This window comes from Pseudobdellovibrionaceae bacterium (genome assembly GCA_019637875.1).
Classification (GTDB): Bacteria; Bdellovibrionota; Bdellovibrionia; order Bdellovibrionales; family Bdellovibrionaceae; genus JAHBUW01.
Window position 1 is genome coordinate 43,589 of the sequence record JAHBUW010000008.1, and the last position, 18,797, is coordinate 62,385.

23 protein-coding genes and 1 tRNA gene are annotated in these 18,797 nt (G+C 58.5%); 16 read left to right on the forward strand and 8 right to left on the reverse strand.

Features of this window, described 5'->3' with window-relative positions:
* Window positions 1-88 precede the first annotated feature (88 nt).
* Both ftsH and tilS read right to left on the reverse strand, forming a co-directional pair.
* The gene (gene ftsH, locus KF767_11115; GenBank protein MBX3018433.1) at window positions 89-2,044 is read right to left on the reverse strand and encodes an ATP-dependent zinc metalloprotease FtsH; all 1,956 of its coding nucleotides are present in this window, start codon (window positions 2,042-2,044) and stop codon (window positions 89-91) included.
* Window positions 2,045-2,257: 213 nt separating this feature from the next.
* Entirely contained in the window at window positions 2,258-3,217 is a 960-nt protein-coding gene (gene tilS / locus KF767_11120) for a tRNA lysidine(34) synthetase TilS (GenBank protein MBX3018434.1), read from the reverse strand.
* Window positions 3,218-3,316: 99 nt separating this feature from the next.
* Here tilS and KF767_11125 point away from each other — a divergent pair, with 99 nt between their 5' ends.
* The 4 genes from KF767_11125 to KF767_11140 all read left to right on the forward strand — a co-directional run bounded on the left by KF767_11125 (window position 3,317) and on the right by KF767_11140 (window position 7,254).
* Window positions 3,317-4,177, forward strand: coding sequence for a hypothetical protein (locus KF767_11125; protein ID MBX3018435.1), 861 nt, complete (start codon window positions 3,317-3,319; stop codon window positions 4,175-4,177).
* A 93-nt stretch (window positions 4,178-4,270) separates the two neighbouring features.
* Window positions 4,271-4,519 carry a hypothetical protein gene (locus tag KF767_11130; GenBank protein ID MBX3018436.1) on the forward strand — a complete coding sequence of 83 codons (249 nt, stop codon included), beginning with the start codon at window positions 4,271-4,273 and terminating at the stop codon, window positions 4,517-4,519.
* 138 nt (window positions 4,520-4,657) lie between these two features.
* The gene (locus tag KF767_11135) at window positions 4,658-4,882 is read left to right on the forward strand and encodes a SlyX family protein (GenBank protein ID MBX3018437.1); all 225 of its coding nucleotides are present in this window, start codon (window positions 4,658-4,660) and stop codon (window positions 4,880-4,882) included.
* Window positions 4,883-4,965: 83 nt separating this feature from the next.
* A complete protein-coding gene (locus KF767_11140) occupies window positions 4,966-7,254 on the forward strand; it encodes a nitric-oxide reductase large subunit (GenBank protein MBX3018438.1) in 2,289 nt (762 codons plus the stop codon).
* On the opposite strand, the gene KF767_11145 is transcribed toward KF767_11140, so the two are convergent.
* Entirely contained in the window at window positions 7,248-7,682 is a 435-nt protein-coding gene (locus KF767_11145) for an Rrf2 family transcriptional regulator (GenBank protein MBX3018439.1), read from the reverse strand. The genes KF767_11140 and KF767_11145 overlap by 7 nt on opposite strands.
* 28 nt (window positions 7,683-7,710) lie before the next feature.
* The gene (locus tag KF767_11150; GenBank protein MBX3018440.1) at window positions 7,711-8,820 is read right to left on the reverse strand and encodes an NnrS family protein; all 1,110 of its coding nucleotides are present in this window, start codon (window positions 8,818-8,820) and stop codon (window positions 7,711-7,713) included.
* An 87-nt stretch (window positions 8,821-8,907) separates the two neighbouring features.
* Here KF767_11150 and KF767_11155 point away from each other — a divergent pair, with 87 nt between their 5' ends.
* Together KF767_11155 and KF767_11160 are read left to right on the forward strand one after the other, a co-directional pair.
* Complete coding sequence (locus tag KF767_11155) at window positions 8,908-9,327, forward strand: group III truncated hemoglobin (GenBank protein ID MBX3018441.1); 420 nt, start codon at window positions 8,908-8,910, stop codon at window positions 9,325-9,327.
* Window positions 9,328-9,482: 155 nt separating this feature from the next.
* Window positions 9,483-10,307 carry a hypothetical protein gene (locus KF767_11160; protein MBX3018442.1) on the forward strand — a complete coding sequence of 275 codons (825 nt, stop codon included), beginning with the start codon at window positions 9,483-9,485 and terminating at the stop codon, window positions 10,305-10,307.
* Between the two features lie 69 nt (window positions 10,308-10,376).
* Here the strand turns inward: KF767_11160 and KF767_11165 are convergent, their stop codons facing one another.
* The 3 genes from KF767_11165 to pgsA form a co-directional block, all read right to left on the reverse strand.
* Window positions 10,377-10,745, reverse strand: a complete 369-nt coding sequence (locus KF767_11165) for a CrcB family protein (GenBank protein ID MBX3018443.1) — start codon at window positions 10,743-10,745, stop codon at window positions 10,377-10,379.
* 293 nt (window positions 10,746-11,038) lie between these two features.
* A tRNA-Gly gene (locus tag KF767_11170) sits at window positions 11,039-11,114 on the reverse strand.
* 204 nt (window positions 11,115-11,318) lie between these two features.
* Complete coding sequence (gene pgsA, locus KF767_11175; GenBank protein ID MBX3018444.1) at window positions 11,319-11,891, reverse strand: CDP-diacylglycerol--glycerol-3-phosphate 3-phosphatidyltransferase; 573 nt, start codon at window positions 11,889-11,891, stop codon at window positions 11,319-11,321.
* A gap of 36 nt (window positions 11,892-11,927) precedes the next feature.
* Between pgsA and KF767_11180 the strand changes: the two genes are divergently transcribed.
* The 7 genes from KF767_11180 (at window position 11,928) to KF767_11210 (ending at window position 16,350) form a co-directional block, all read left to right on the forward strand.
* Window positions 11,928-12,362 carry an acyl-CoA thioesterase gene (locus KF767_11180; protein MBX3018445.1) on the forward strand — a complete coding sequence of 145 codons (435 nt, stop codon included), beginning with the start codon at window positions 11,928-11,930 and terminating at the stop codon, window positions 12,360-12,362.
* Window positions 12,332-13,303, forward strand: a complete 972-nt coding sequence (gene glpX, locus KF767_11185) for a class II fructose-bisphosphatase (protein MBX3018446.1) — start codon at window positions 12,332-12,334, stop codon at window positions 13,301-13,303. The genes KF767_11180 and glpX overlap by 31 nt, the downstream gene beginning before the upstream one ends.
* Window positions 13,304-13,305: 2 nt before the next feature.
* Window positions 13,306-13,602: a hypothetical protein gene (locus KF767_11190; GenBank protein ID MBX3018447.1), complete on the forward strand. Its 297-nt coding sequence runs from the start codon at window positions 13,306-13,308 to the stop codon at window positions 13,600-13,602.
* Window positions 13,603-13,606: 4 nt separating this feature from the next.
* Window positions 13,607-14,110 carry a DUF456 domain-containing protein gene (locus KF767_11195; protein ID MBX3018448.1) on the forward strand — a complete coding sequence of 168 codons (504 nt, stop codon included), beginning with the start codon at window positions 13,607-13,609 and terminating at the stop codon, window positions 14,108-14,110.
* 98 nt (window positions 14,111-14,208) lie between these two features.
* Window positions 14,209-14,637: an SRPBCC family protein gene (locus KF767_11200; protein MBX3018449.1), complete on the forward strand. Its 429-nt coding sequence runs from the start codon at window positions 14,209-14,211 to the stop codon at window positions 14,635-14,637.
* On the forward strand, window positions 14,630-14,986 hold the full coding sequence (locus tag KF767_11205) for a hypothetical protein (protein MBX3018450.1): 357 nt from the start codon (window positions 14,630-14,632) through the stop codon (window positions 14,984-14,986). The genes KF767_11200 and KF767_11205 overlap by 8 nt, the downstream gene beginning before the upstream one ends.
* A gap of 2 nt (window positions 14,987-14,988) precedes the next feature.
* Complete coding sequence (locus KF767_11210; GenBank protein ID MBX3018451.1) at window positions 14,989-16,350, forward strand: aldehyde dehydrogenase family protein; 1,362 nt, start codon at window positions 14,989-14,991, stop codon at window positions 16,348-16,350.
* A 9-nt stretch (window positions 16,351-16,359) separates the two neighbouring features.
* Here the strand turns inward: KF767_11210 and KF767_11215 are convergent, their stop codons facing one another.
* Window positions 16,360-16,773 carry a FixH family protein gene (locus tag KF767_11215; protein ID MBX3018452.1) on the reverse strand — a complete coding sequence of 138 codons (414 nt, stop codon included), beginning with the start codon at window positions 16,771-16,773 and terminating at the stop codon, window positions 16,360-16,362.
* Between the two features lie 109 nt (window positions 16,774-16,882).
* On the opposite strand from KF767_11215, the gene KF767_11220 reads away from it, so the two are divergent.
* From KF767_11220 to KF767_11230, 3 genes are read left to right on the forward strand one after another with little or no spacing between them, the layout of a single operon-like run.
* On the forward strand, window positions 16,883-17,434 hold the full coding sequence (locus KF767_11220; protein ID MBX3018453.1) for a redoxin domain-containing protein: 552 nt from the start codon (window positions 16,883-16,885) through the stop codon (window positions 17,432-17,434).
* Window positions 17,435-17,875 (forward strand): serine protease spb1, encoded by a 441-nt coding sequence (locus KF767_11225; protein ID MBX3018454.1) that lies wholly within the window; start codon window positions 17,435-17,437, stop codon window positions 17,873-17,875. It abuts the gene before it with no gap.
* A complete protein-coding gene (locus tag KF767_11230; GenBank protein MBX3018455.1) occupies window positions 17,865-18,761 on the forward strand; it encodes a hypothetical protein in 897 nt (298 codons plus the stop codon). Before KF767_11225 ends, KF767_11230 begins: the two co-directional genes overlap by 11 nt.
* The last annotated feature ends 36 nt before the right edge of the window (window positions 18,762-18,797 follow it).

Genomic DNA, 18,797 nt, shown 5'->3' on the forward strand with positions numbered 1-18,797 from the left:
CCCCTACCTTAACTCAACTCCCAAAAAGAAAAAAGCCACGTCTTAGCGTGGCTTCGTTTCTCGTGATTGGTCCGGACGAGGTCTCGACCTAGCTGCGAGCCGGTCCGGGTTCGCCGACGGGGTCGTCTCCCGTGTTCTTCGCGGCCTTGTTCTCGCTCGCGGCGGCGGCACCCAGGCCTCCGTCGTGACCTTTGTTACCGCGGACTTTACGAACTTCCGAAACCCCCGCTCCGTTGACCAACATCTCGACCTCGTGACCGTCGATGGTCTCGAACTCCAGAAGAGCCTGGGTCAGCGCCTCGAGCGCTTCACGGTTATCGGAGAGGATCTTCAGCGCCGTTTTGTATCCGCCGTTCACCAGACCAAAGACCTCTTCGTCGATCTCTTGTGCCTTCGCTTCGGAGTAGTCGCGACTTTTCTGACCGCTCCCCATGCCCAGGAAAACCGGACCTTCGCCTTTTTCATAGGACAAGGGTCCCAGCTTTTCGCTCATCCCCCACTCGCAGACCATCTTGCGGGCGATATCGGTCGCACGTTCAATATCATTGCCCGCACCGGTGGTGATGTCTTTGAAGACGAGCTCTTCCGCGGCGCGACCGCCGAACAGGAAGGCGATCATATTGATCGCTTTCGACTTCGACAAATTGAGCGAGTCCTTTTCGGGCAAAGTCTGCGTGATCCCGAGCGCCATGCCGCGGGGGATGATCGTGACTTTGTGAATGGGGTCCAGACCCACGAGCTTTTTGCCGACGAGCGTATGCCCCGCTTCGTGGTACGCGGTCACACGTTTATCTTCGTCACTGATGACCATCGAGCGGCGCTCCGAGCCCATCATGACTTTGTCTTTCGCGTGTTCAAAATCCGACATTTCCAAATATTTCTTATCGGCCCGCGCCGCGCAGAGCGCCGCTTCGTTGACCAAGTTCTCGAGATCCGCGCCCGAGAATCCGGGAGTCCCGCGAGCGATTTTATCCAGCTGCACCGAGGGCGACAGCGGCGTCTTGCGGGTGTGGACTTCGAGGATCTGCTGACGACCGGCCAGATCGGGTTTGTTGACGACCACGCGACGATCGAAACGACCGGGACGCAGCAGCGCCGGATCGAGAACGTCAGGACGGTTCGTCGCCGCGATCAGGATCACGCCATCATTGGACTCAAAACCGTCCATCTCAACGAGCATTTGGTTGAGCGTCTGCTCCCGCTCATCGTGACCACCGCCCATGCCGGCGCCACGGTGACGTCCCACGGCGTCGATCTCATCGATGAAGATGATGCAGGGAGCGTTTTTCTTCCCCTGTTCAAACAGGTCGCGCACGCGGCTCGCACCGACACCGACGAACATCTCGACGAAGTCCGAACCCGAAATCGTGAAGAAGGGGACGCCCGCTTCACCCGCGACGGAACGCGCGAGCAAGGTCTTACCGGTTCCGGGAGGTCCCACGAGCAGAACGCCTTTGGGAATGCGCCCGCCGAGTTTGGTGAATTTCTTCGGATCTTTCAAAAAGCTGACGACCTCTGCGAGCTCTTCTTTCGCTTCTTCGACGCCGGCGACATCTTTGAACATCACTTTGTTTTTGTTCTCGGTCAAAAGACGCGCGCGTGATTTCCCGAAAGACATCGCCTTACCGCCGCCCACTTGAATTTGGCGCAGCAGATAGAAAAAGATCCCGGCGACCAGAAGAAGCGGCAGCCAGTTCACGAGGAAACTTTGCATGAAGTCCGAGGACTTGCCGCGCTCATAATTCGGGGTCAGCCCCGCATCGCGGACCAAACGGTAGCCTTCGTCACCGGTGTTGCCGATAATGCGGAAATGTTTTCCGCCGTAGGCTTTCTCGAAATCGGGCTTCACTTCGCCCAAAATTTCGCCCGTGTCTTCACGGAAGGTGACGGACGCGATCTCTTGGCGTTTCACCGATTCGGCGAACTTCGAGTAATTGAAATCCGTAATGAGTTTATCTTCGCGGCCCTCGATCGCCTGGAAAAGAAAAACGGCGACGACGACGAGCAGAAGCCAGAGGACCATCGTTTTTTGAGTTGCCTTCATGTGCAGAAGCCTCCCTGCGTATCAAGTCTTGCGAGGACCGCAAGCATCGCACGCTTCTTGACAGTTTAAACCCGCGCGCGACCGGGAACAACCTCTGTTCCCGAAAAGCGTCTTGAATCTTTGGCAAAGTCGACGCCTCCGTTCGATGCTCCCAAAAACCCTTCGCTTCGACTGAAGTCTAGGATCAATGAAGGCGATACGAAGACGGCGTCGCTATTTTCCCTCGAGAGAAACGCGGATCTCTTGAGATTTCACGGCGAACGCCAGACCCGCCACATTGAATGTGTACTCGTTTTGGGAATTGTCGAGGCGCTTTTGAATTTCTTCGATCTGGCCGCGTGAATAATCAGCGCCTTTGAGGGAATGAATCAGGTAGGCCCAAGCCCGTCTCTGCTCAGACGCACTCAGGCGAAGGTAGAACGCACGATGCAGACTTTGCGCTGTCGAGAACAGGCCCTCGGGCGGGAACTGCTCATCTCGCGAGCGCTCGACCTCGACCCAATTCTCCATTGAGCGCGCAAAACTGCGCAGTGCGCCCGGGGACTTCGCCTCGAGCTGAGGCAGCCACTCTTGACGCAACCAATTGCGCAAATAACGAGAGTCCCCATTGGACGGATCTTCAACGAAATCAAGAGCCCGCGCATTGGCTTCCTCGGCGAGCTCCTCTCGAGAACAGGGCAGAAAAGGATGGTCACTTTCGCTCATGGCATCCCATCCTTGACGACCCGTTCCGCGAATCAAGCGAAGCAGTCTGGTTTCAAGCAGATCCTGGGCGTGATGTCCCAAAAAAACCACGGCGAGCCCTTCTTGAGCGGAGACTTCACGGAAAAATTCACGCCGGAAATCGCGGAACTCTTCTTCGCTGGTGAGTGGCGTTTTTGAAATTCGAAGGGAAAACGGCAAACCCAGGGCGCGCGCTTTTTGTTCGACCAACGCGCGCGCAGCCTCGCGAAATTCCGCCTGCGCCGGTTCGTCCGTGGGGCCGTGGTGCGCATGCAGGACATGCAGTTCCAGGCCCAAGGCTTCGCGCAGATCAGACAAGACCTCGAGCAGCAGCATCGAGTCCCGCCCCCCGCTGACGGCCACCCCCACACGGCGCGGTCCCGCCCCTTGCGCTTTGAGGGCGCGGTGGACGCGGTGAACGAGGGCGGACCAGGGCTTCTTCGCGGACATGGGAAGGTTAAAGCATGAAAAGCCTCTCTGGACAATGTTTTGACAGTGCCGGGAATTTCGATTTCCCAAGGGAAATCGTGTAAATTCACGGGTTCTAATATGCGCCGTTCACTGGGTCTTTTCATTCTGATCATGAGCCTGTTTGCCGGACCGATGGCTCCGTCGTTCAGCCATGCCGCGCCCGCGCCGCGCGTGTACAACAAAACGAATTTACTGACCGCCCTGAAGGATTGGGAGGTCTCGCTGAAAGACCGCGCCATGGATGCGTTCGAGCGGGATCTGGAACGCGAGTTCATCTTGCGTCTGCGCTTTCAAGTCGAACGACGCTATACCGGCGACGACGCTTCGCTGATCCGAATTCTGGCGTTTCTCTTGGAGCTGGAAGAGCAGCCGCAGAACCTGAGCCTGTCGTACACGACAAGCTATCTGCGCGAACTTCTCGAAGCGGTGCGCACGATTCGCGAACCGAACGAGAACCTGGCCCGCTTCATTCGTCAGTTCACCGAAGCTTCGGGAATCAAAAACGTGATGAGCGCCAATCAGTTTCTGGCCTCACGCGCCTACTTAAATGGCCAAGAATCCGTCAGCGCCCGCGAGATGGACGAAGAGAATTGGAATGATCTCGCCGCACGCATGACGCTGATTTCTGAAGAGGACACGACACCCGTCACCCTGCTTTCGCCCCTGACTCCGGAGGCCGAGGCGCCCGTGGATGAAGCGATTCAACTGATCGGCCCGGGGATGCCCGAGGTTCCGACCTTGACCGCGACCGAGGAGCCGCAAACCGCCCTGCCGGAGACCATCGAGGCGGAAAGCCTCGATCCGGAACTTCTCGCGGAACTACAGGGCGAAAACGAAACGCCGACGCCCGCCCTGGAAGACATCATCGGCAGCCCGCCCCCGCCCGCCCCGCGGATTCAAAGCATTCGCTCCACCGACGACAGCGCAACGCTTCGTTAATCGTCCCATTTCGCCCTTTATCGCGCGATTTTCGACACAAGCCTGGAGGGCCTGGCCTTGCAATGAAGGGTCTTCGTGAACCAAGGAGGACCTATGGAACCGAAAGTCAAACCCGACCAGCACCCCTTGAAACATCAAGGCGACGAACAAGAAAAACCGCAGAAGACCACGGGCACACCGCCGCCGCCGCAGTCCAATCCCGATCATTCGGTGCCGGACCTGCAAGCCGACGACAAACGTTCGGTGGAGCATGACGAAGGCGACGTCCGCAGCGGCATCGCCGAAAGCCCCCGCGCCACCGTCGAAGACGCCCCCGGGATGAACCAACAGCAGCAGGGCTGATGTTGCAATAGACCAGCACAGCAGCAAGGCTGATGTTCCAGTAGACCAGCACAGCCGCAGGGCTGATGTGCCTGAAGATTCTGCAGAGACGCGAACTCCCGCTGGCTTCGCTCGCGGGAGTCTCGCTATACCTCGGCTATGGAAGATAAAGTCCTTGAGCTCAGCCGACTGATCGTCGAACTCGAATCCAAAGTCGCGCATCAAGAGCAACTCTTAGAATCTCTTAATCAGAGCGTGACGCAACAGCAGGATGAAATTGGCAGTCTGACTGCCAAATTCGATGCGATCATCAAGCGACTTCGCGATTTGGGCACGGTGGACGCGTTCGTTCGCCCCGGCCACGAGAAACCCCCGCATTATTGACAATTGACATAGAACTCGAATTCCCGAAGGCTGTTCTCGTCCGATGAGAACACGCATCAACGATTTCACATCTCGAGGTTCAAATGAGTTTTCGTAGGCTATGGGTCGGCTTTGCTCTAGTGGTCGGCCTTTCGTTCGCCGTCCTTCTTTTTTATGGGTATGAGATCTACCGCCAAGCCCCACCCATCCCTGATCGGATCGTCACCACCCAAGGTGAAGTGATCTTCACCGGCGACGACATCCGCAATGGCCAGAACGTTTGGCAGTCCATCGGGGGCCAACAGGTCGGCTCGATCTGGGGACACGGCGCTTACGTCGCGCCGGACTGGAGCGCCGACTGGCTTCATCGCGAAGCCCTGCACATCTTAGAGCAGTGGGCGCGCGCGGAACACCAAACAAGTTACGCGGACCTCCCCCCTGAAGCGAAAGCTGTTTTGGAAATGCGTCTCAAAAAAGAGATGCGGACCAATACTTACGTGGCCGAGGGCGCGATCCTCACGGTTTCACCGACGCGAGCGGCGGCGATCGCCGGTAATGGCGATCACTACCGCGGTCTGTTCATGGATGACCCCGCGCTCGCGGACTTGCGGGAAGCTTACGCGATCCCCGCGCACACGATTCGCGATGCCGAACGGATGCGTTGGATGAACGCGTTTTTCTTCTGGGCCTCTTGGGCCGCGATCACCGAACGTCCCGGCGAAAAAGTCACCTACACGAACAATTGGCCGCCGGATCAATTGATCGGCAACGTGCCGAGCGGTTCGCTGCATTTGTGGACGGGATTTAGCGTCATCATCCTGCTTTTTGGCGTTGGTCTTTTGGCTTTCTACTACGCCACGAACCGCGAAGAGCCGCCCGAATCCTCAAGCCTTCCCGAAAAAGATCCGCTGTTGGGGCTCTCGCCGACGCCGTCGATGCGGGCGACGGTTAAATACTTCTGGGTCGTCACGGCGCTCATGGTCGTGCAGGTTCTGCTGGGTGCGGTCACGGCCCACTACGGCGTGGAGGGCACCGCTTTCTACGGGATTCCGCTCGCCGAGATTTTCCCTTACTCGGTCACCCGTACTTGGCACGTCCAACTCGGCATCTTCTGGATCGCGACCTCATGGCTCGCGACGGGACTTTTCATCGCCCCCGCGGTTTCAGGCCACGAGCCGCGCTTTCAACGCGCGGGCGTGAACTTTTTGTTCCTCGCACTTTTGGTCATCGTCGTGGGCTCGATGGTGGGTCAGTGGATGGCCGTGCAGCAACGCCTGGGCTTTGAGGTGAACTTCTGGTTCGGACATCAAGGCTACGAGTACGTGGATCTGGGCCGCTTCTGGCAGATCTTCCTTTTCGTGGGACTCTTCCTGTGGCTGACGCTGATGGTCCGCGCGATCCTTCCCGCCTTTAAAAAGGTGAAAGAGCAGCGTCATCTGCTGGCGCTCTTCTTGATTTCCTGTGGTGCGATCGCCCTGTTTTACGGCGCGGGCCTCATGTGGGGACAGCACACGAATCTCGCCATCGCGGAGTACTGGCGCTGGTGGGTTGTCCACCTTTGGGTCGAGGGCTTCTTCGAAGTCTTCGCGACGGTCGTCATCGCGTTTCTTTTTGTGCGTATGGGCCTGATCCATCCGAAGATCGCGACCGGAACCGTGCTGTTTTCGACGGTGATCTTTTTGTTCGGCGGAATTCTTGGCACGTTCCACCACCTCTACTTCACGGGGACTCCCACCGCGGTGATCGCGATCGGCGCTTCGTTCAGCGCGCTGGAATGCGTGCCGCTGATTTTGATCGGGTTCGAGGCCTACCACAACCTGAAGCTCGGCAAGGCGACGCCGTGGTTACGGGCGTACAAATGGCCGATTTACTGTTTCGTGGCGGTCGCGTTCTGGAACTTTTTGGGCGCCGGGATCTTCGGCTTCCTGATCAACCCGCCCATCGCGCTTTACTACATGCAAGGTCTGAACACGACACCGCTGCACGGCCACACCGCGCTCTTCGGCGTCTACGGTGTTTTGGGAATCGGCTTGATGCTTTTCGTGCTCAAGGGACTCGCCGCGCGCAATCAGTGGAAAGACGGCGTCATCTCTTTCGCGTTCTGGAGCATCAACATCGGACTGCTGCTGATGGCGCTTTTAAGCTTACTGCCGTTGGGACTTTTCCAAACGGTGGCGAGCGTGGAGCATGGCCTGTGGTACGCGCGTTCCGCGGAGTTCATGCAACAACCGCTTTTCGACACGATTCGCTGGCTACGTGTGATCGGCGATACCATCTTCGCGATCGGGACGCTCGCGCTCGGCTGGTTCGTGATCGGTCTTAAAACCGGGCACTCGCTGAAAACCGAAGTCGATCTTTCCCACGAAGACTACCCGTCCCCGCGCGGTCACTGACCCGCGGGACGGCTGATCTCCAGGAATCTTCGGCCGGGCGTGACCTCGTTCAGCGTGGTCGCGCCCAGGCTTTCCAAAAAGGCTTTCAACGCATCGTTCAGACGTCGTCTGAGCAAGCATCCCCGCAAGAAACTGCAGTCCTTATGACCCTCCGTAAAACAGTCGGCCATCTCGAAAGACTCTTCGGTCTTTAAGATAATCTCTTTGAGCGTCAGTGCACCGGTCGACGGCGGCAGCGAAAGCCCCCCACGACGACCGCGACTGGTTTCGATGAAACCCGCGTGCGCCAGCCGCCGCGAAATCTGGATCAAATTGTTTTTAGATATTCCGAGCGCCGCCGAAATTTCATTCAGCGTGGTCTGCTTCGCGCGTTGGTTCAGGTACATCAAAACACGCAGCGAATAGTCGGTATGGTCGGTCAGCCGCATGATCGCCTCCTTATGCGGTTTCGCTCGTTTAACAAGAGGGTTTTTGTTGAGGTCCGGGAATAAAAATTTTCGGCAAAAACGAAACGCTCCACGAACCGAGCGCGAGGAACCACAACACTCCCCCGCCGTGCAGAAACATCGTTTTGAAGGGCGGATCCACAAGGCCGTACCCTACCCGCATCAGCGCGCTGAAAGCCAGAAGCACAAACATCCCCCAAAGGGCCGGCGCGCGCGTTTCGATCTCGGTCGGATAGGACCCGTGCGCAAGGGTCACGCGGGTCGATACGGCCAAAGTGATCAAAGCAAAGCCCGCAATGAAAAGCAGATGCAGCCATGCGAGCGCCAACTCCGGCCAGGACCACGCGAGAAAAAACGTCAGCGGGATGACCGCCGCCACGACCCGCATCGCCCACTTCAGCGCCGACGGGCGCGTGGCGGGACGTTGGATGCGCCAGATACCGAAAAGGTAAACCAGCCCCACAACCGCTAGTCCCAAATAGGCGCTCGCAAAGCCCCAGCCCGCACAAATCAACAGCAGCGCGGTCAACGCTCCAAGCGCATGAAAGCCACGACGCGCCCACGAGGGAGCGTTCGTCTCGAAGTCCGAAGGCAATCCCGAGAGAAAAGCGAAGAATCGCGTCCCGATGCCCAACACCAGCAGAAGGACCGTCCCCACATGATAAAGGTGAAGCCCCAAATAGCTTTCGCCCTTGGCGTGGGCGAATGCGCCCCCCAAGGCGAGTCCGAACGCCAGCCCCACGTGCGAGAAAAAGACCGGCGGCACCTTCACCGCAAGCCACAGTCGGCGCCCCGCAAAGACCGCCAGAAACAAAACCTGCGCGATCACGGCGCTATAAAAAGGAACCGGATCCAGCATCCACGCCGTGACGAAAAGGACCGCCGTAATTGAAAGGCCCACGACATATTCCCAAATCCGCGCGGCCGGGGTCCCCGTCATCCGGGGGACCGCCGTCATCAAAAAACCGACGATGTAACTCCACAAAAAGACGCCGGCGATCAGCTTTCCGTGGATGAACATCGCGGGCGAGCCCAGAACCGCCGTCGGCACGAACCACACGCCCACCGCCCAAAGCGCTCCCAAAAGACCGATGGGAAAGAAGATCTGATAGGGAGCCATGTCATCTCCAATCGAGATTTGCGTCAGTAGGACGAAGGTGCTATTTGTTGCATCCGATTTGCAACATTTATCTTTTCGGAGTCAAGCATGAACCCTCCGCTTCCCGAAACCTTCGTGACCGTGAACGGTCAGCAATTCACCCACGCCGACATCTTCAACGTCGTGGATCTCTTCTACTCGCGAGTCCAAGAGGATGCGGAACTGAGCGTTCCTTTCCGCTCCGTGCACGACTGGCCCGAGCATGTCTCGCGGCTGACCCATTTCTGGTGGATTCGTTTTGGCGGCGAGCCCTATCAGTGGACTCACTACAACCCGGTCCCCAAACACTTCCATGCGGGCTTCAACGCGGAACTGCTGGCCCGCTGGCTGAAGCTCTTCGAACGGACTCTGACTGAAACCCTTCCCGAAGCTCCGGCCCAGCTCTGGAGCGAGATCGCCCGCCGGATGGGGCACGCCCTTTCACTTAAAAACGAAATCTACGGTCGGGCGCAGGGCGAATCCGTCTAAACTTTCGACGAACCTGTAGAGTTCTCTGCCCGTCTTTTCGGAGGATGGAAGACATGTTAAATTCCGCGCGAATCAGAGACAAAAATTGTCCATCGCGAGGGATTCAGGGATCATTCGGGGATCGATCGCGGGGCGTAACCTTTTAAAGGAAGAACATGAATACCGCAGTGAAGTTCATGATGGGGACTCTGCTCGCCTTCGCGCTGAGCGCCTGCTCGCAAGAAACGACCGAGAAAAAAGTCGACGACATGAACGGCAAGATCAGTCGCCTGAACGCGATCTCCGTCGCCCTCGCGCAAGAGGGAATTTCCCTGAACGACAGCTCGCTCTATTCCACACGCTCGTCGTCGCGCACACTTCCTTCGAATATGTCCAACGACAAGGCCACTTACGTCCGCGGTCTTTTGAACGAGTACGTGACGCTCGGAAACCAAGTTCTGATGCGCACGAACGACAAAGACGTCTATTTCAGTGATACCGCCAAGCTCAAATCACAAGTCAGCTCGGCGCAATCTTACCTGACCCAAATGGACGGCTACGAAGCTCGCCGTGATCGTGAAAAAGCCGACTCGCAAAAACGCTTCGACCGCAAACGCACCGACGGCGAAAACATGCACATCGCCCTGGACGAGTTGAAGTCGGCGGAAAAACTCGAGGAAGAAATCCGTTCGCGCTACAACCACAACGTCACCGGCACGCAGTCGCTGCGTGGCCTCGACCGGATGGACACGCGCAAACTCGAGAACATGCGTGACGACGCGAAAAAACTGATGGCGCACTCGATGAAAGCGCAATCCCTGATGAAGGGCATCGACCGTTCGAACCTGTCCTACACGTCGGCACTGGACCGCGCCCTCACGGCGCTGGCGACCAACATCCAAAACGTCGAAGCGCGTTTGGGTGAAATGAACCGCGAGCTCAGAAAGCGCACGGGTGATCCCCGCGAAGACATGCCGCGCGCCAAACCGCGCATCCAGTAAAGAGAAACAAAAAAGCCGGGACCTCCCGGCTTTTTTTATTTTTGAAACCGAGCGCTCCGATCCCCGACCTCAAAACCCGACGACCGCCGCCCGTCCGAGCGTCACGGCCAAAATCCCAAGCAGCAAGCTGAGCCCCAAATTCAAAGCGAGAAGTCCCAGCTCCCGCATCTGCAAAAGCGAAAAGGACTCCACCGCCAAAGTCGAAAAGGTCGAATAAGACCCCAGAAACCCCATCCCAAGAAAAAGAACCAGCGTCGGCGAAACGGCCCGCACCTCGGCCACCCCCATCAAAACTCCGGCCAGCAAACAAGCGACGAAGTTAATCAATAAGGTCGCGAGCGGAAACGCCTGCCCCCAAAACCGCGCCACGAGAAGCGCACTCGAGTACCGCGCCAAAGCCCCCAAACATCCACCGAGACCGACAACAAAGAAGTTCATTCACAAACGATAAAAACACCCTCACCCCCAAAGCAAGCGATGAGGGAGCAAAGCGACCTCAGAGCCCAAACCACTTCGAGAAAAAAATGGGAGCGCGAAGGCGCGACCAGCCCTTGCGGAGCAAGGGCGACACGAAGAAAAAATGGAGCGTCCGGAGGACGCGACAGCCTCTGCGGAGCAGAGGCGAACACAACAGAAACGAAACAAACCAGGGGAGCGTTTGCAGTTGAAGGGCCGCGCGAAGCGCAGCCCGAAAACGAAAAAACCGACCAGAGGTCGGCTTTTGTGTAGAGTGGAGCGGGAAACGGGACTCAAACCCGCGACCTATGCCTTGGCAAGGCATCGCTCTATCAACTGAGCTATTCCCGCGCTCTTGAAACTTCAATCCCTCAAGACTCAAAAAACTTGATCCCCGAGAAACTGTGAGAAACACTTAGATCATGTTTCGCGGAATTCTGTCAACGCCCCAAAATCGACATTTCAGAAACCTCGGTTTCAAACGCCTTGTGTTAAAGTGGAGCTTGGTCGTCCTCGCCGGGCTCGGTGCTTGGTCCCTAGGCTATGCTCACGGAACTAGCGATTGGCAGACTTACCGAAACGACCTCTGGCCCGCTCGTACGCCCAAGCGTATTGCGCCCCCGAGTACAAACTAAGTAGCGTCGAAAGCCACAGCATCCAGCCGCCCACCGTCTGAAACGGAATGCCCAAAAACTGATCTCCGACCATCACCGCCGGGATCGCGCCCATCTGTAGAGCGGTCTTCCATTTGCCGCCGGGATTGGCCGCGATGATCATCTGTTCGGCCGCGGCCACCGAGCGAATTCCACCGATCAGAAGATCGCGCGCGACCAGAATGATCACGATCCACGTTTCAATTTTCCCGACGGGAATGAACATCACAAGGATCGTGGTCACCAGTATTTTGTCGGCGATGGGGTCCATGATTTTCCCCCAGTCCGAGATCAGATTCCATTTTCGCGCGTAGTAACCGTCGAGATAGTCCGTGAAGGACGCCAGCGCGAAAAGCGCCGCCGCCACGACCCGCACCCACAGCTCGGGATGATTCATGATGAGGGCGATCGGGATCGCGAACGCCATCCGCGACATGGTCAGCAAGTGAGGCAGATTCTTTTGCCAAGGCTTCATCGTCCCAATAGACTCTGGGCGACTGAGGACTGTCAAATGTTCAAGTATCGCCGTGAGATCCATTTTTACGAGACCGACCTGATGAAGATCGTCCATCACGCGAACTATCTGCGTTTCGCCGAAGAGACGCGGGTCGCGTGGGCGTTTCATGAAAAAGTTCTCGCTCGCACGCGCCCTGAAGAGGCCGCGAGCCTCGCCGTCCTTTCGACCGCGGTGAGCCACATTTCCCCTCTGCGATTCGGCGATACGTTCGAGGTGGAGATGCAGGCGAAACGGGACGGAATCCGCATTGTCTTTGAGTACAAAATATGGAATTTAGGGGATGCTTCTTTACCCCCGAAACTGTCCGCCGAGGTCCGCAGCACGCACGTGGCGATCAACGCCCAGGGCCGCCCGGAAAAACCCACGCCGAATTTGAAGGCCGTGATGGAGAAAGAAACATGGACCGCAACCTGGCTCTCGAATTTGTAAGGATCACTGAAGCCGCCGCCCTGGCCTCTGCGCGCTGGATGGGCCGCGGGAACGAGAAGGCCGCCGACCAAGCCGCGGTCGATGCCATGCGCCGGGCGTTTGATTCGGTCCGTATCGACGGCACGGTCGTCATCGGTGAAGGTGAACGCGACGAAGCGCCCATGCTTTACATCGGCGAAAAGGTCGGCCGCAAAGGCGAAGACGCCCCCAAAATCGACATCGCGCTCGACCCCCTCGAAGGCACGACCATCTGCGCGACCGGCGGCGTGGGCTCGATCTCGGTCATCGCGGTCGCGGAGAGCGGCAAATTCCTGCACGCCCCCGACACCTACATGGACAAAATCGCGTGCGGACCGGGCGCCAAAGGTCAGATCGACATCGACAAGACCCCGACCGAAAATATCAAAGCCGTCGCGAAAGCGCTCGGCAAAAATCTGGAAGACATGACGGTCGTGATTTTGGATCGTCCGCGCCACGCGGATCTGATCGCGGAAGTCCGCAAAACCGGCGCGCGTATCCAGCTGATCGGCGACGGCGACGTCTCGGCCGCCATCGCGAGCGCGTGGCCGAACAGCGGGATCGATCTTCTGATCGGCATCGGCGGCGCGCCCGAGGGCGTGATCTCGGCCGCGGCGATGCAATGTTTGGGCGGCGATTTCCAAGGCCGTCTTAAGTTCCGCAACGACGACGAAAAACAGCGCGCTTTGAAAATGGGAATGAAAAATCCCGACGCCAAACTGAAACTCGAGGACCTGGCGACGGGTTCGGTGATGTTCTCGGCGACGGGCGTGACCGATGGTCCCTTCCTGGACGGCGTGAAATTCCTGGCGAATGGCCGCGCGACCACCCACTCGGTCGTCATGCGCTCGCTCACCGGCACGATCCGTACGGTCGAAACCCATCACGACCTGACCCGCAAACCTGAAAACCTCCGGGGCTAAGTTTGGCGGCGGTGAAGTGTTTTTCTTGCGGGAAGGAAAACATCGTCCCCGGCCAGGTCGGCCGCAAGGATGAATGCAGCCAGTGCGGGGCCGACCTGCACTCCTGCAAGTGCTGCGTGCATCATGACCCGAAAGTCTACAACGAGTGCAAAGAACCCCAAGCGGACGTCGTGAAAGAGCGCGACCGCGCGAACTTCTGCGACTACTACGACCCCTCGACCACGGGCGGGAAATCGGGACCTTCCAAGGCCGATCTTCTGGCCGCGGCGGAAGCCCTCTTCAAAAAGAAAGGCGAGTGACGTGATGGATATCTCGAGTTTCCCCCATGCGGACTTCTGGGCTTGGGCCATTTTGATTCTCGGCTTTTTCATCGCCGTCGTGGGAACCCTTATGCCGGGACTTCCGGGGGCCGCCATGATCGTCATCGCGGTCGCGGCACATGAATATCTACGTCCTGACACCTACACCTGGGTCGCCCACGTGAGCTTGATTCTGCTGGCTATTTTGAGCTGGCTTCTGGATTTTTTGGCGGGGATCTGGGGGGCGAAGCTCGGCGGCGCCACCAAGGCGGGCCTCTGGGGCGCCATGATCGGCGGGGTCCTCGGGATTCCGTTCGGCTTTTTGGGGCTCATCCTGGGCCCCTTCTTTGGCGCCATCATCGGCGACCTTTACGGACGCCGGCGCGACCTCGTACTGCTCTTGCGTTCGGGATCGGGCGCGGCCCTGGGCTTTATCCTTTCGCTCGTGGGACGTTTCGCGATCCTGCTCGTCATGGCGCTGATCTTGATCTTCGGGGCCATCTTTTAGCGCGTCTGCGACACGGTTTTTTAGCGCGTTTTCAACACGACTTTTTCTAACGCATCCCGCAGTGCCAGGCTCCCGAGTGCGCGATAGACTCTCGCTCTATGGCAGGCGCACAAACATCCGAAGTCTTCAATTGCACTCCCGAACAGTTCTACAAGATCGTGGCGGACTATGAGTCCTACCCCCAATTCCTGACCGAAGTGAAGGGCTGCAAAGTCCTGAAGACGGAAGGAAACCGTAAGCTCGTCGAGTACAGCGTGCAGGTCGTGAAGAACTTCAAATACTCGCTCTGGATGACCGAAACTCCGTCGTCGGAAATCACCTGGGAGTTCGCCGGCGGCGACATCTTCAAGACCTCCAGCGGAAAATGGAAATTGACCGACGAGGGCGGCAAATGCCGCGCGCATTACGAGGTCGAAGCGACCTTCAACATGTTCGTCCCGGGCCCCATCGCCAAAGCGCTGGTGAACGTGAACTTGCCGAATATGATCGCGGCCTACCAAAAACGGGTGAGTGAGCTTTATGGCTGAAGACGATCGTCAGGATCCCAAGTGGTCGGATGTTTTAAAACGCGTCTTCGCGGCGGGCGTCAGCGGCGCCATGCTCTCGGAAGAGGCGATCCGGACCTACCTGCAAGACGTCAAGCTTCCGAAAGATGTGCTGAATCTGATCGTCCAAGGCGCGGCGAAATCCAAAGAAGAAGTCACCAGCCGCGTGACCAAAGAAGTCATCGGGATTCTGCGGAAGGTGGATGTCGTGAAAGAGGTCTCGCGTTTCGCCGAAGACCATAAATTCAAAATCACGGCCGAAATCGAAATCACCCGCAAAGACCGGAGCGCGGCGCTCCCACGCGACCCAGCCCAAAAAAACGAGGGTTAATCATGGCGACGTTTCAGACCGAAAACCCGACGAATCTGGAACCCCTTGCCGAGTACCGCTACCACGATCCCCACGAGATCGAGTCCGCCCTGAAGCTCGCCGACGTGCGCGCGAAAGAATGGCGCTGGACCGGCAGCGAATTGAAGTCTTCGCAGCTGCGCTTTCTCGCGCTGAAATTGCGCGAGAAAAAAGAAAACCTCGCGCTCACCATGGCCCTCGAAATGGGAAAGCCGATTCACGAAGGACGCGGTGAGGTCGAAAAGTGCGCCGCGACCTGCGAACACTACGCCACCCTGATCCCCGACCTCGCGCCCATCGAAACCCTCCGCTTCGATCAACGCGACCACCGCATCCAACGCGAGCCCATGGGCATCGTCTTTGCGATCATGCCGTGGAATTTTCCCCTGTGGCAGGTCATCCGCTCCCTGGTCCCGATCCTCGCGGCCGGAAACGCGTACGTACTTAAGCACTCGGACATCGTCGCCGGTACCGCCGACATTCTCGAGAAGATCACCGACGAAGCCTTCGGTAAGGGACTCGTCACCAATCTTTGCCTGACCCATGACCAAGCGGCCGAACTGATCCGCGATCCCCGCATCAAAGCGGTCACCCTGACCGGCTCAAGCCAAGCGGGAGCCGCGGTCGCAAGTGAAGCCGGACGCGCGCTCAAAAAATGCGTTTTGGAGTTGGGTGGCAGCGATCCCGTTTTGGTTTTGAGCGACGCGGACATCGATCTTGCGGTGGAACTCTCGGCGCAAAGTCGACTGATCAACACCGGACAAAGCTGCATTTCGGCGAAACGTTTTCTGGTTCCGGAGGATCACTGGATGGCCTTCACGGAAGGGCTCATCGCGAAAATGGACGAAGCCCCGATGGGCGTCCCCCACGAAGAAGCGACCCGCATCGGGCCCCTGGCCCACCGCCGCTTCGCCGAAAAGACCCGTACGCAAGTCGAAAAAATCCTGGGTCAGGGCGCGAAGCTTCTTTGGCAGAAAGACGTCAAGGATCTGCGCGGAGCTTTCGTCAAACCCGCGGTCATTCACGCCGATCCCGCGCAACCTTCGTATTTGAAGGAAGAGTTCTTCGCCCCCGTCGCGCTGGTCACGCCCTACAAAGGCGTCGAAGAGGCGATCGCGCTCGCGAACGCAACGAGCTTCGGCCTGGGAGCGACCGTCGTCAGCGGAGACAAAACCCGCGCCGAAAATCTAGCCGCCCGCTTGGAGTGCGGGGTCGTCGCGATCAACCGCATCGTGGCGAGCGATCCGCGACTGCCCTTCGGCGGCGTCAAAGAATCCGGTTACGGACGCGAACTCGGCCGCCAAGGTGTTCAAGAATTTCAGAACATCAAAACGATTCTTCTGTAACGCGATCTACTAATGGTGCCCACCGGGCAAAACGAGCTGAAGACTTTGCGTTTCGCGCTGGCCGTTCGGCGCGGTCAGATGCACGCGGACATCCCAATCGCCACCCATCACGAAATAGATCTTCGAAACCTCATAACCACCCACCACGCCCGGAATCGCCTTGGTGACGGTGGGACGCGAACCATGATTCATGGACGGCATCCAGAGCTCTACGCTGACGCTTTCTTCCGGCGACGCCGCGACCAGATCGCTCACGCGCTGGAACTGCAAGGTCAGCTTGTTTTCCACTCGCGGCGCGGGAGCGCTCTCCCAGACGGCGATGGCCAGCAAGCCATTTGAGAAAACCAAACGTTCTTGCCCGAACGCGGTCGAGGCGATCAAACCCACACCCGCCACCAGCAAACCCAACAAAAACTTCCGCATAGTTCCTCCCCTACGAATCGATGGTGCCCCGACCTACTCCCGTGAAATTCCCGACGCAAGCTCTCGTTTCCTGTTGCCGCATGAAGAAAACGGGAGCAGACCCGAAGGTATGGGTTATCTCTTTTTCACGTTCCTGCTCGTTTTACAGTCGATTCCCGCCCTCGCGCTGATCCGTCCCCATGATCTCCACGCCCGCGATCTTGTGACCGGGAAGACCTTCGATCTGAAGTCCGCCGAAGGCTCCCCCCTCGTGGTCGTCTTTCTGTCTTCGGTGTGCCCCTGCTCGGATAGCCATCGCTCCGAACTCACCCAACTCAAGGCCGACTTTCCGCGAGCGATCATCGTCGGCGTGAATGCGAACGCCGACGAAGAGCTCGTTTCCGCGAAAAGTTATTTTGAAAAGTCGGGACTCCCGTTCCCGGTCATTCGCGATCCGGGTTCGAAACTGGCCAACGATCTAAAAGCGCTGCGCACGCCGCACGCGTTTTTGTTTTCGCCTGAAGGAAATCTTGTTTACCAGGGCGGCGTCTCGAGCGTCTCGCATTTCGAACCGGAGGCGCGAAAATATTTGCGCGAAGCCCTTGAAGACGTGACCGCAAACCGCAAGGTCCGCACCGCGCAGGCCCGCCCTCTCGGCTGCATCATCGAACGGGAGGACTAGATGCGGTTCGCCGTTTTATTCGCCCTGCTGCTGACCGCGTGCGCGCGGCCAAACTACGCTCCGCCCGCGCCGTCCCCCCTGACTCCCGCCGGCGAAACCGCCGCCTGCGCGATCCCGCTTCCGAAGTCGGGTCAGTGCGTGCACCTCACCTGGACGAAACTTCCCACGGCCGAAGAAACGGGCACGCTCTGGCTGAGCGTCCGCTCCACTTCGACCTACGGACTTCCCACCACGACCGAACTCCAGGGCGAGCTGCGTGCTCATTTGTGGATGCCCAGCATGAGTCACGGCTCGACCCCAATGACGATCGAGAAATTCGGCGTCGGTCTTTACCGCTTGGACGAGGTCTATTTCATCATGCCGGGCGATTGGACGATCAACATCCAAGTCTGGAAGGACGGCGCGCTTTTCGAGGAAGGACTTTTCGCCCTTGAGATCTAAGGCGATCTTCTTTCTCTCTTTTTTCATCGCGCTGATCGCGGGGTCGCAGGCCTGGGCGGCCGCATGCTGTGGCGGCGGCGTCAGCCTCCCCGCGCTCATCCAAGGTGATGAACGCGCACAGTTCGCCGCGCAAATCCTCCGCCAAGACCTGCTTGTGGATTACGTCGATCCCAACGGCTACTGGAAAAACACCGGCGTCCCGACTTCGGTGTCCACGTTGCGTGTCGAAGGGGCGTGGCTTTTGTCCGATCGCGCCCAGATGGGCGTCGTCGTGCCGGTCATCTCGCGCACAAGATTGAACGAACGTCACGCGGGCCTGGGGGACGTCGCCGGCTCACTGGGTTACGAATTCCTTCCGGATTGGGATTACAATCCGTACCGCCCCAAAGGCGTCGCTTATCTGCAAGTCGTTCTTCCCACGGGCTTAGGACGCGCCGAGAGCGAACGCGGGGGCCTCGACAGCCGAGGTCACGGATTTTGGGCGCTGGGCACGGGCGCGGTTCTCACGAAGTCCTGGGGCGCGTGGGACGCGCTGCTGGCGGGCGAAGTGCACCATGGCTTCGAAAAAACGAGCGGCGTGCGCCGACTGGTCCCGGGCTGGGGTGGCCAACTGCAAACCGGAGCGGGATTCAATACCCGCCAGTTCCGCTACGGCGCCCTCGCGACCTGGACTCACGAAGACCCCGTTCGCCTGGAGTCCACGGGCCTGTCCCTTCCCGGAGGGCGCGAACGTTACGCGACCGCCAATCTGAGCGTTTCGTACCTCCCCTCGACCGACTGGGGATTCACCCTCTCCTACGTCAATCAAACGTGGCTGGGCCTTCCGGAAAACACGAGCCTCGCGAGCGGCGTGGGACTGCATATGCAAAGGCGCTGGGCCCGCTAAAATCGATCTCGGCTTCATTTCTCTTAAGCGGGACAG

Excerpts from the sequence above, each read along its gene's own strand:
- KF767_11130 (MBX3018436.1), top strand. The coding sequence starts at position 4,271 with ATGGAACCGAAAGTCAAACCCGACCAGCACCCCTTGAAACATCAAGGC.
- KF767_11200 (MBX3018449.1), top strand. The coding sequence starts at position 14,209 with ATGGCAGGCGCACAAACATCCGAAGTCTTCAATTGCACTCCCGAACAG.
- KF767_11195 (MBX3018448.1), top strand. The coding sequence starts at position 13,607 with ATGGATATCTCGAGTTTCCCCCATGCGGACTTCTGGGCTTGGGCCATT.
- pgsA (MBX3018444.1), bottom strand. The coding sequence starts at position 11,891 with ATGAAGCCTTGGCAAAAGAATCTGCCTCACTTGCTGACCATGTCGCGG.
- KF767_11225 (MBX3018454.1), top strand. The coding sequence starts at position 17,435 with ATGCGGTTCGCCGTTTTATTCGCCCTGCTGCTGACCGCGTGCGCGCGG.
- KF767_11150 (MBX3018440.1), bottom strand. The coding sequence starts at position 8,820 with ATGGCTCCCTATCAGATCTTCTTTCCCATCGGTCTTTTGGGAGCGCTT.
- KF767_11140 (MBX3018438.1), top strand. The coding sequence starts at position 4,966 with ATGAGTTTTCGTAGGCTATGGGTCGGCTTTGCTCTAGTGGTCGGCCTT.
- tilS (MBX3018434.1), bottom strand. The coding sequence starts at position 3,217 with ATGTCCGCGAAGAAGCCCTGGTCCGCCCTCGTTCACCGCGTCCACCGC.
- KF767_11220 (MBX3018453.1), top strand. The coding sequence starts at position 16,883 with ATGGGTTATCTCTTTTTCACGTTCCTGCTCGTTTTACAGTCGATTCCC.
- KF767_11165 (MBX3018443.1), bottom strand. The coding sequence starts at position 10,745 with ATGAACTTCTTTGTTGTCGGTCTCGGTGGATGTTTGGGGGCTTTGGCG.
- KF767_11210 (MBX3018451.1), top strand. The coding sequence starts at position 14,989 with ATGGCGACGTTTCAGACCGAAAACCCGACGAATCTGGAACCCCTTGCC.
- glpX (MBX3018446.1), top strand. The coding sequence starts at position 12,332 with ATGGACCGCAACCTGGCTCTCGAATTTGTAAGGATCACTGAAGCCGCC.
- KF767_11155 (MBX3018441.1), top strand. The coding sequence starts at position 8,908 with ATGAACCCTCCGCTTCCCGAAACCTTCGTGACCGTGAACGGTCAGCAA.
- KF767_11215 (MBX3018452.1), bottom strand. The coding sequence starts at position 16,773 with ATGCGGAAGTTTTTGTTGGGTTTGCTGGTGGCGGGTGTGGGTTTGATC.
- ftsH (MBX3018433.1), bottom strand. The coding sequence starts at position 2,044 with ATGAAGGCAACTCAAAAAACGATGGTCCTCTGGCTTCTGCTCGTCGTC.
- KF767_11145 (MBX3018439.1), bottom strand. The coding sequence starts at position 7,682 with ATGCGGCTGACCGACCATACCGACTATTCGCTGCGTGTTTTGATGTAC.
- KF767_11205 (MBX3018450.1), top strand. The coding sequence starts at position 14,630 with ATGGCTGAAGACGATCGTCAGGATCCCAAGTGGTCGGATGTTTTAAAA.
- KF767_11135 (MBX3018437.1), top strand. The coding sequence starts at position 4,658 with ATGGAAGATAAAGTCCTTGAGCTCAGCCGACTGATCGTCGAACTCGAA.
- KF767_11160 (MBX3018442.1), top strand. The coding sequence starts at position 9,483 with ATGAATACCGCAGTGAAGTTCATGATGGGGACTCTGCTCGCCTTCGCG.
- KF767_11125 (MBX3018435.1), top strand. The coding sequence starts at position 3,317 with ATGCGCCGTTCACTGGGTCTTTTCATTCTGATCATGAGCCTGTTTGCC.
- KF767_11180 (MBX3018445.1), top strand. The coding sequence starts at position 11,928 with ATGTTCAAGTATCGCCGTGAGATCCATTTTTACGAGACCGACCTGATG.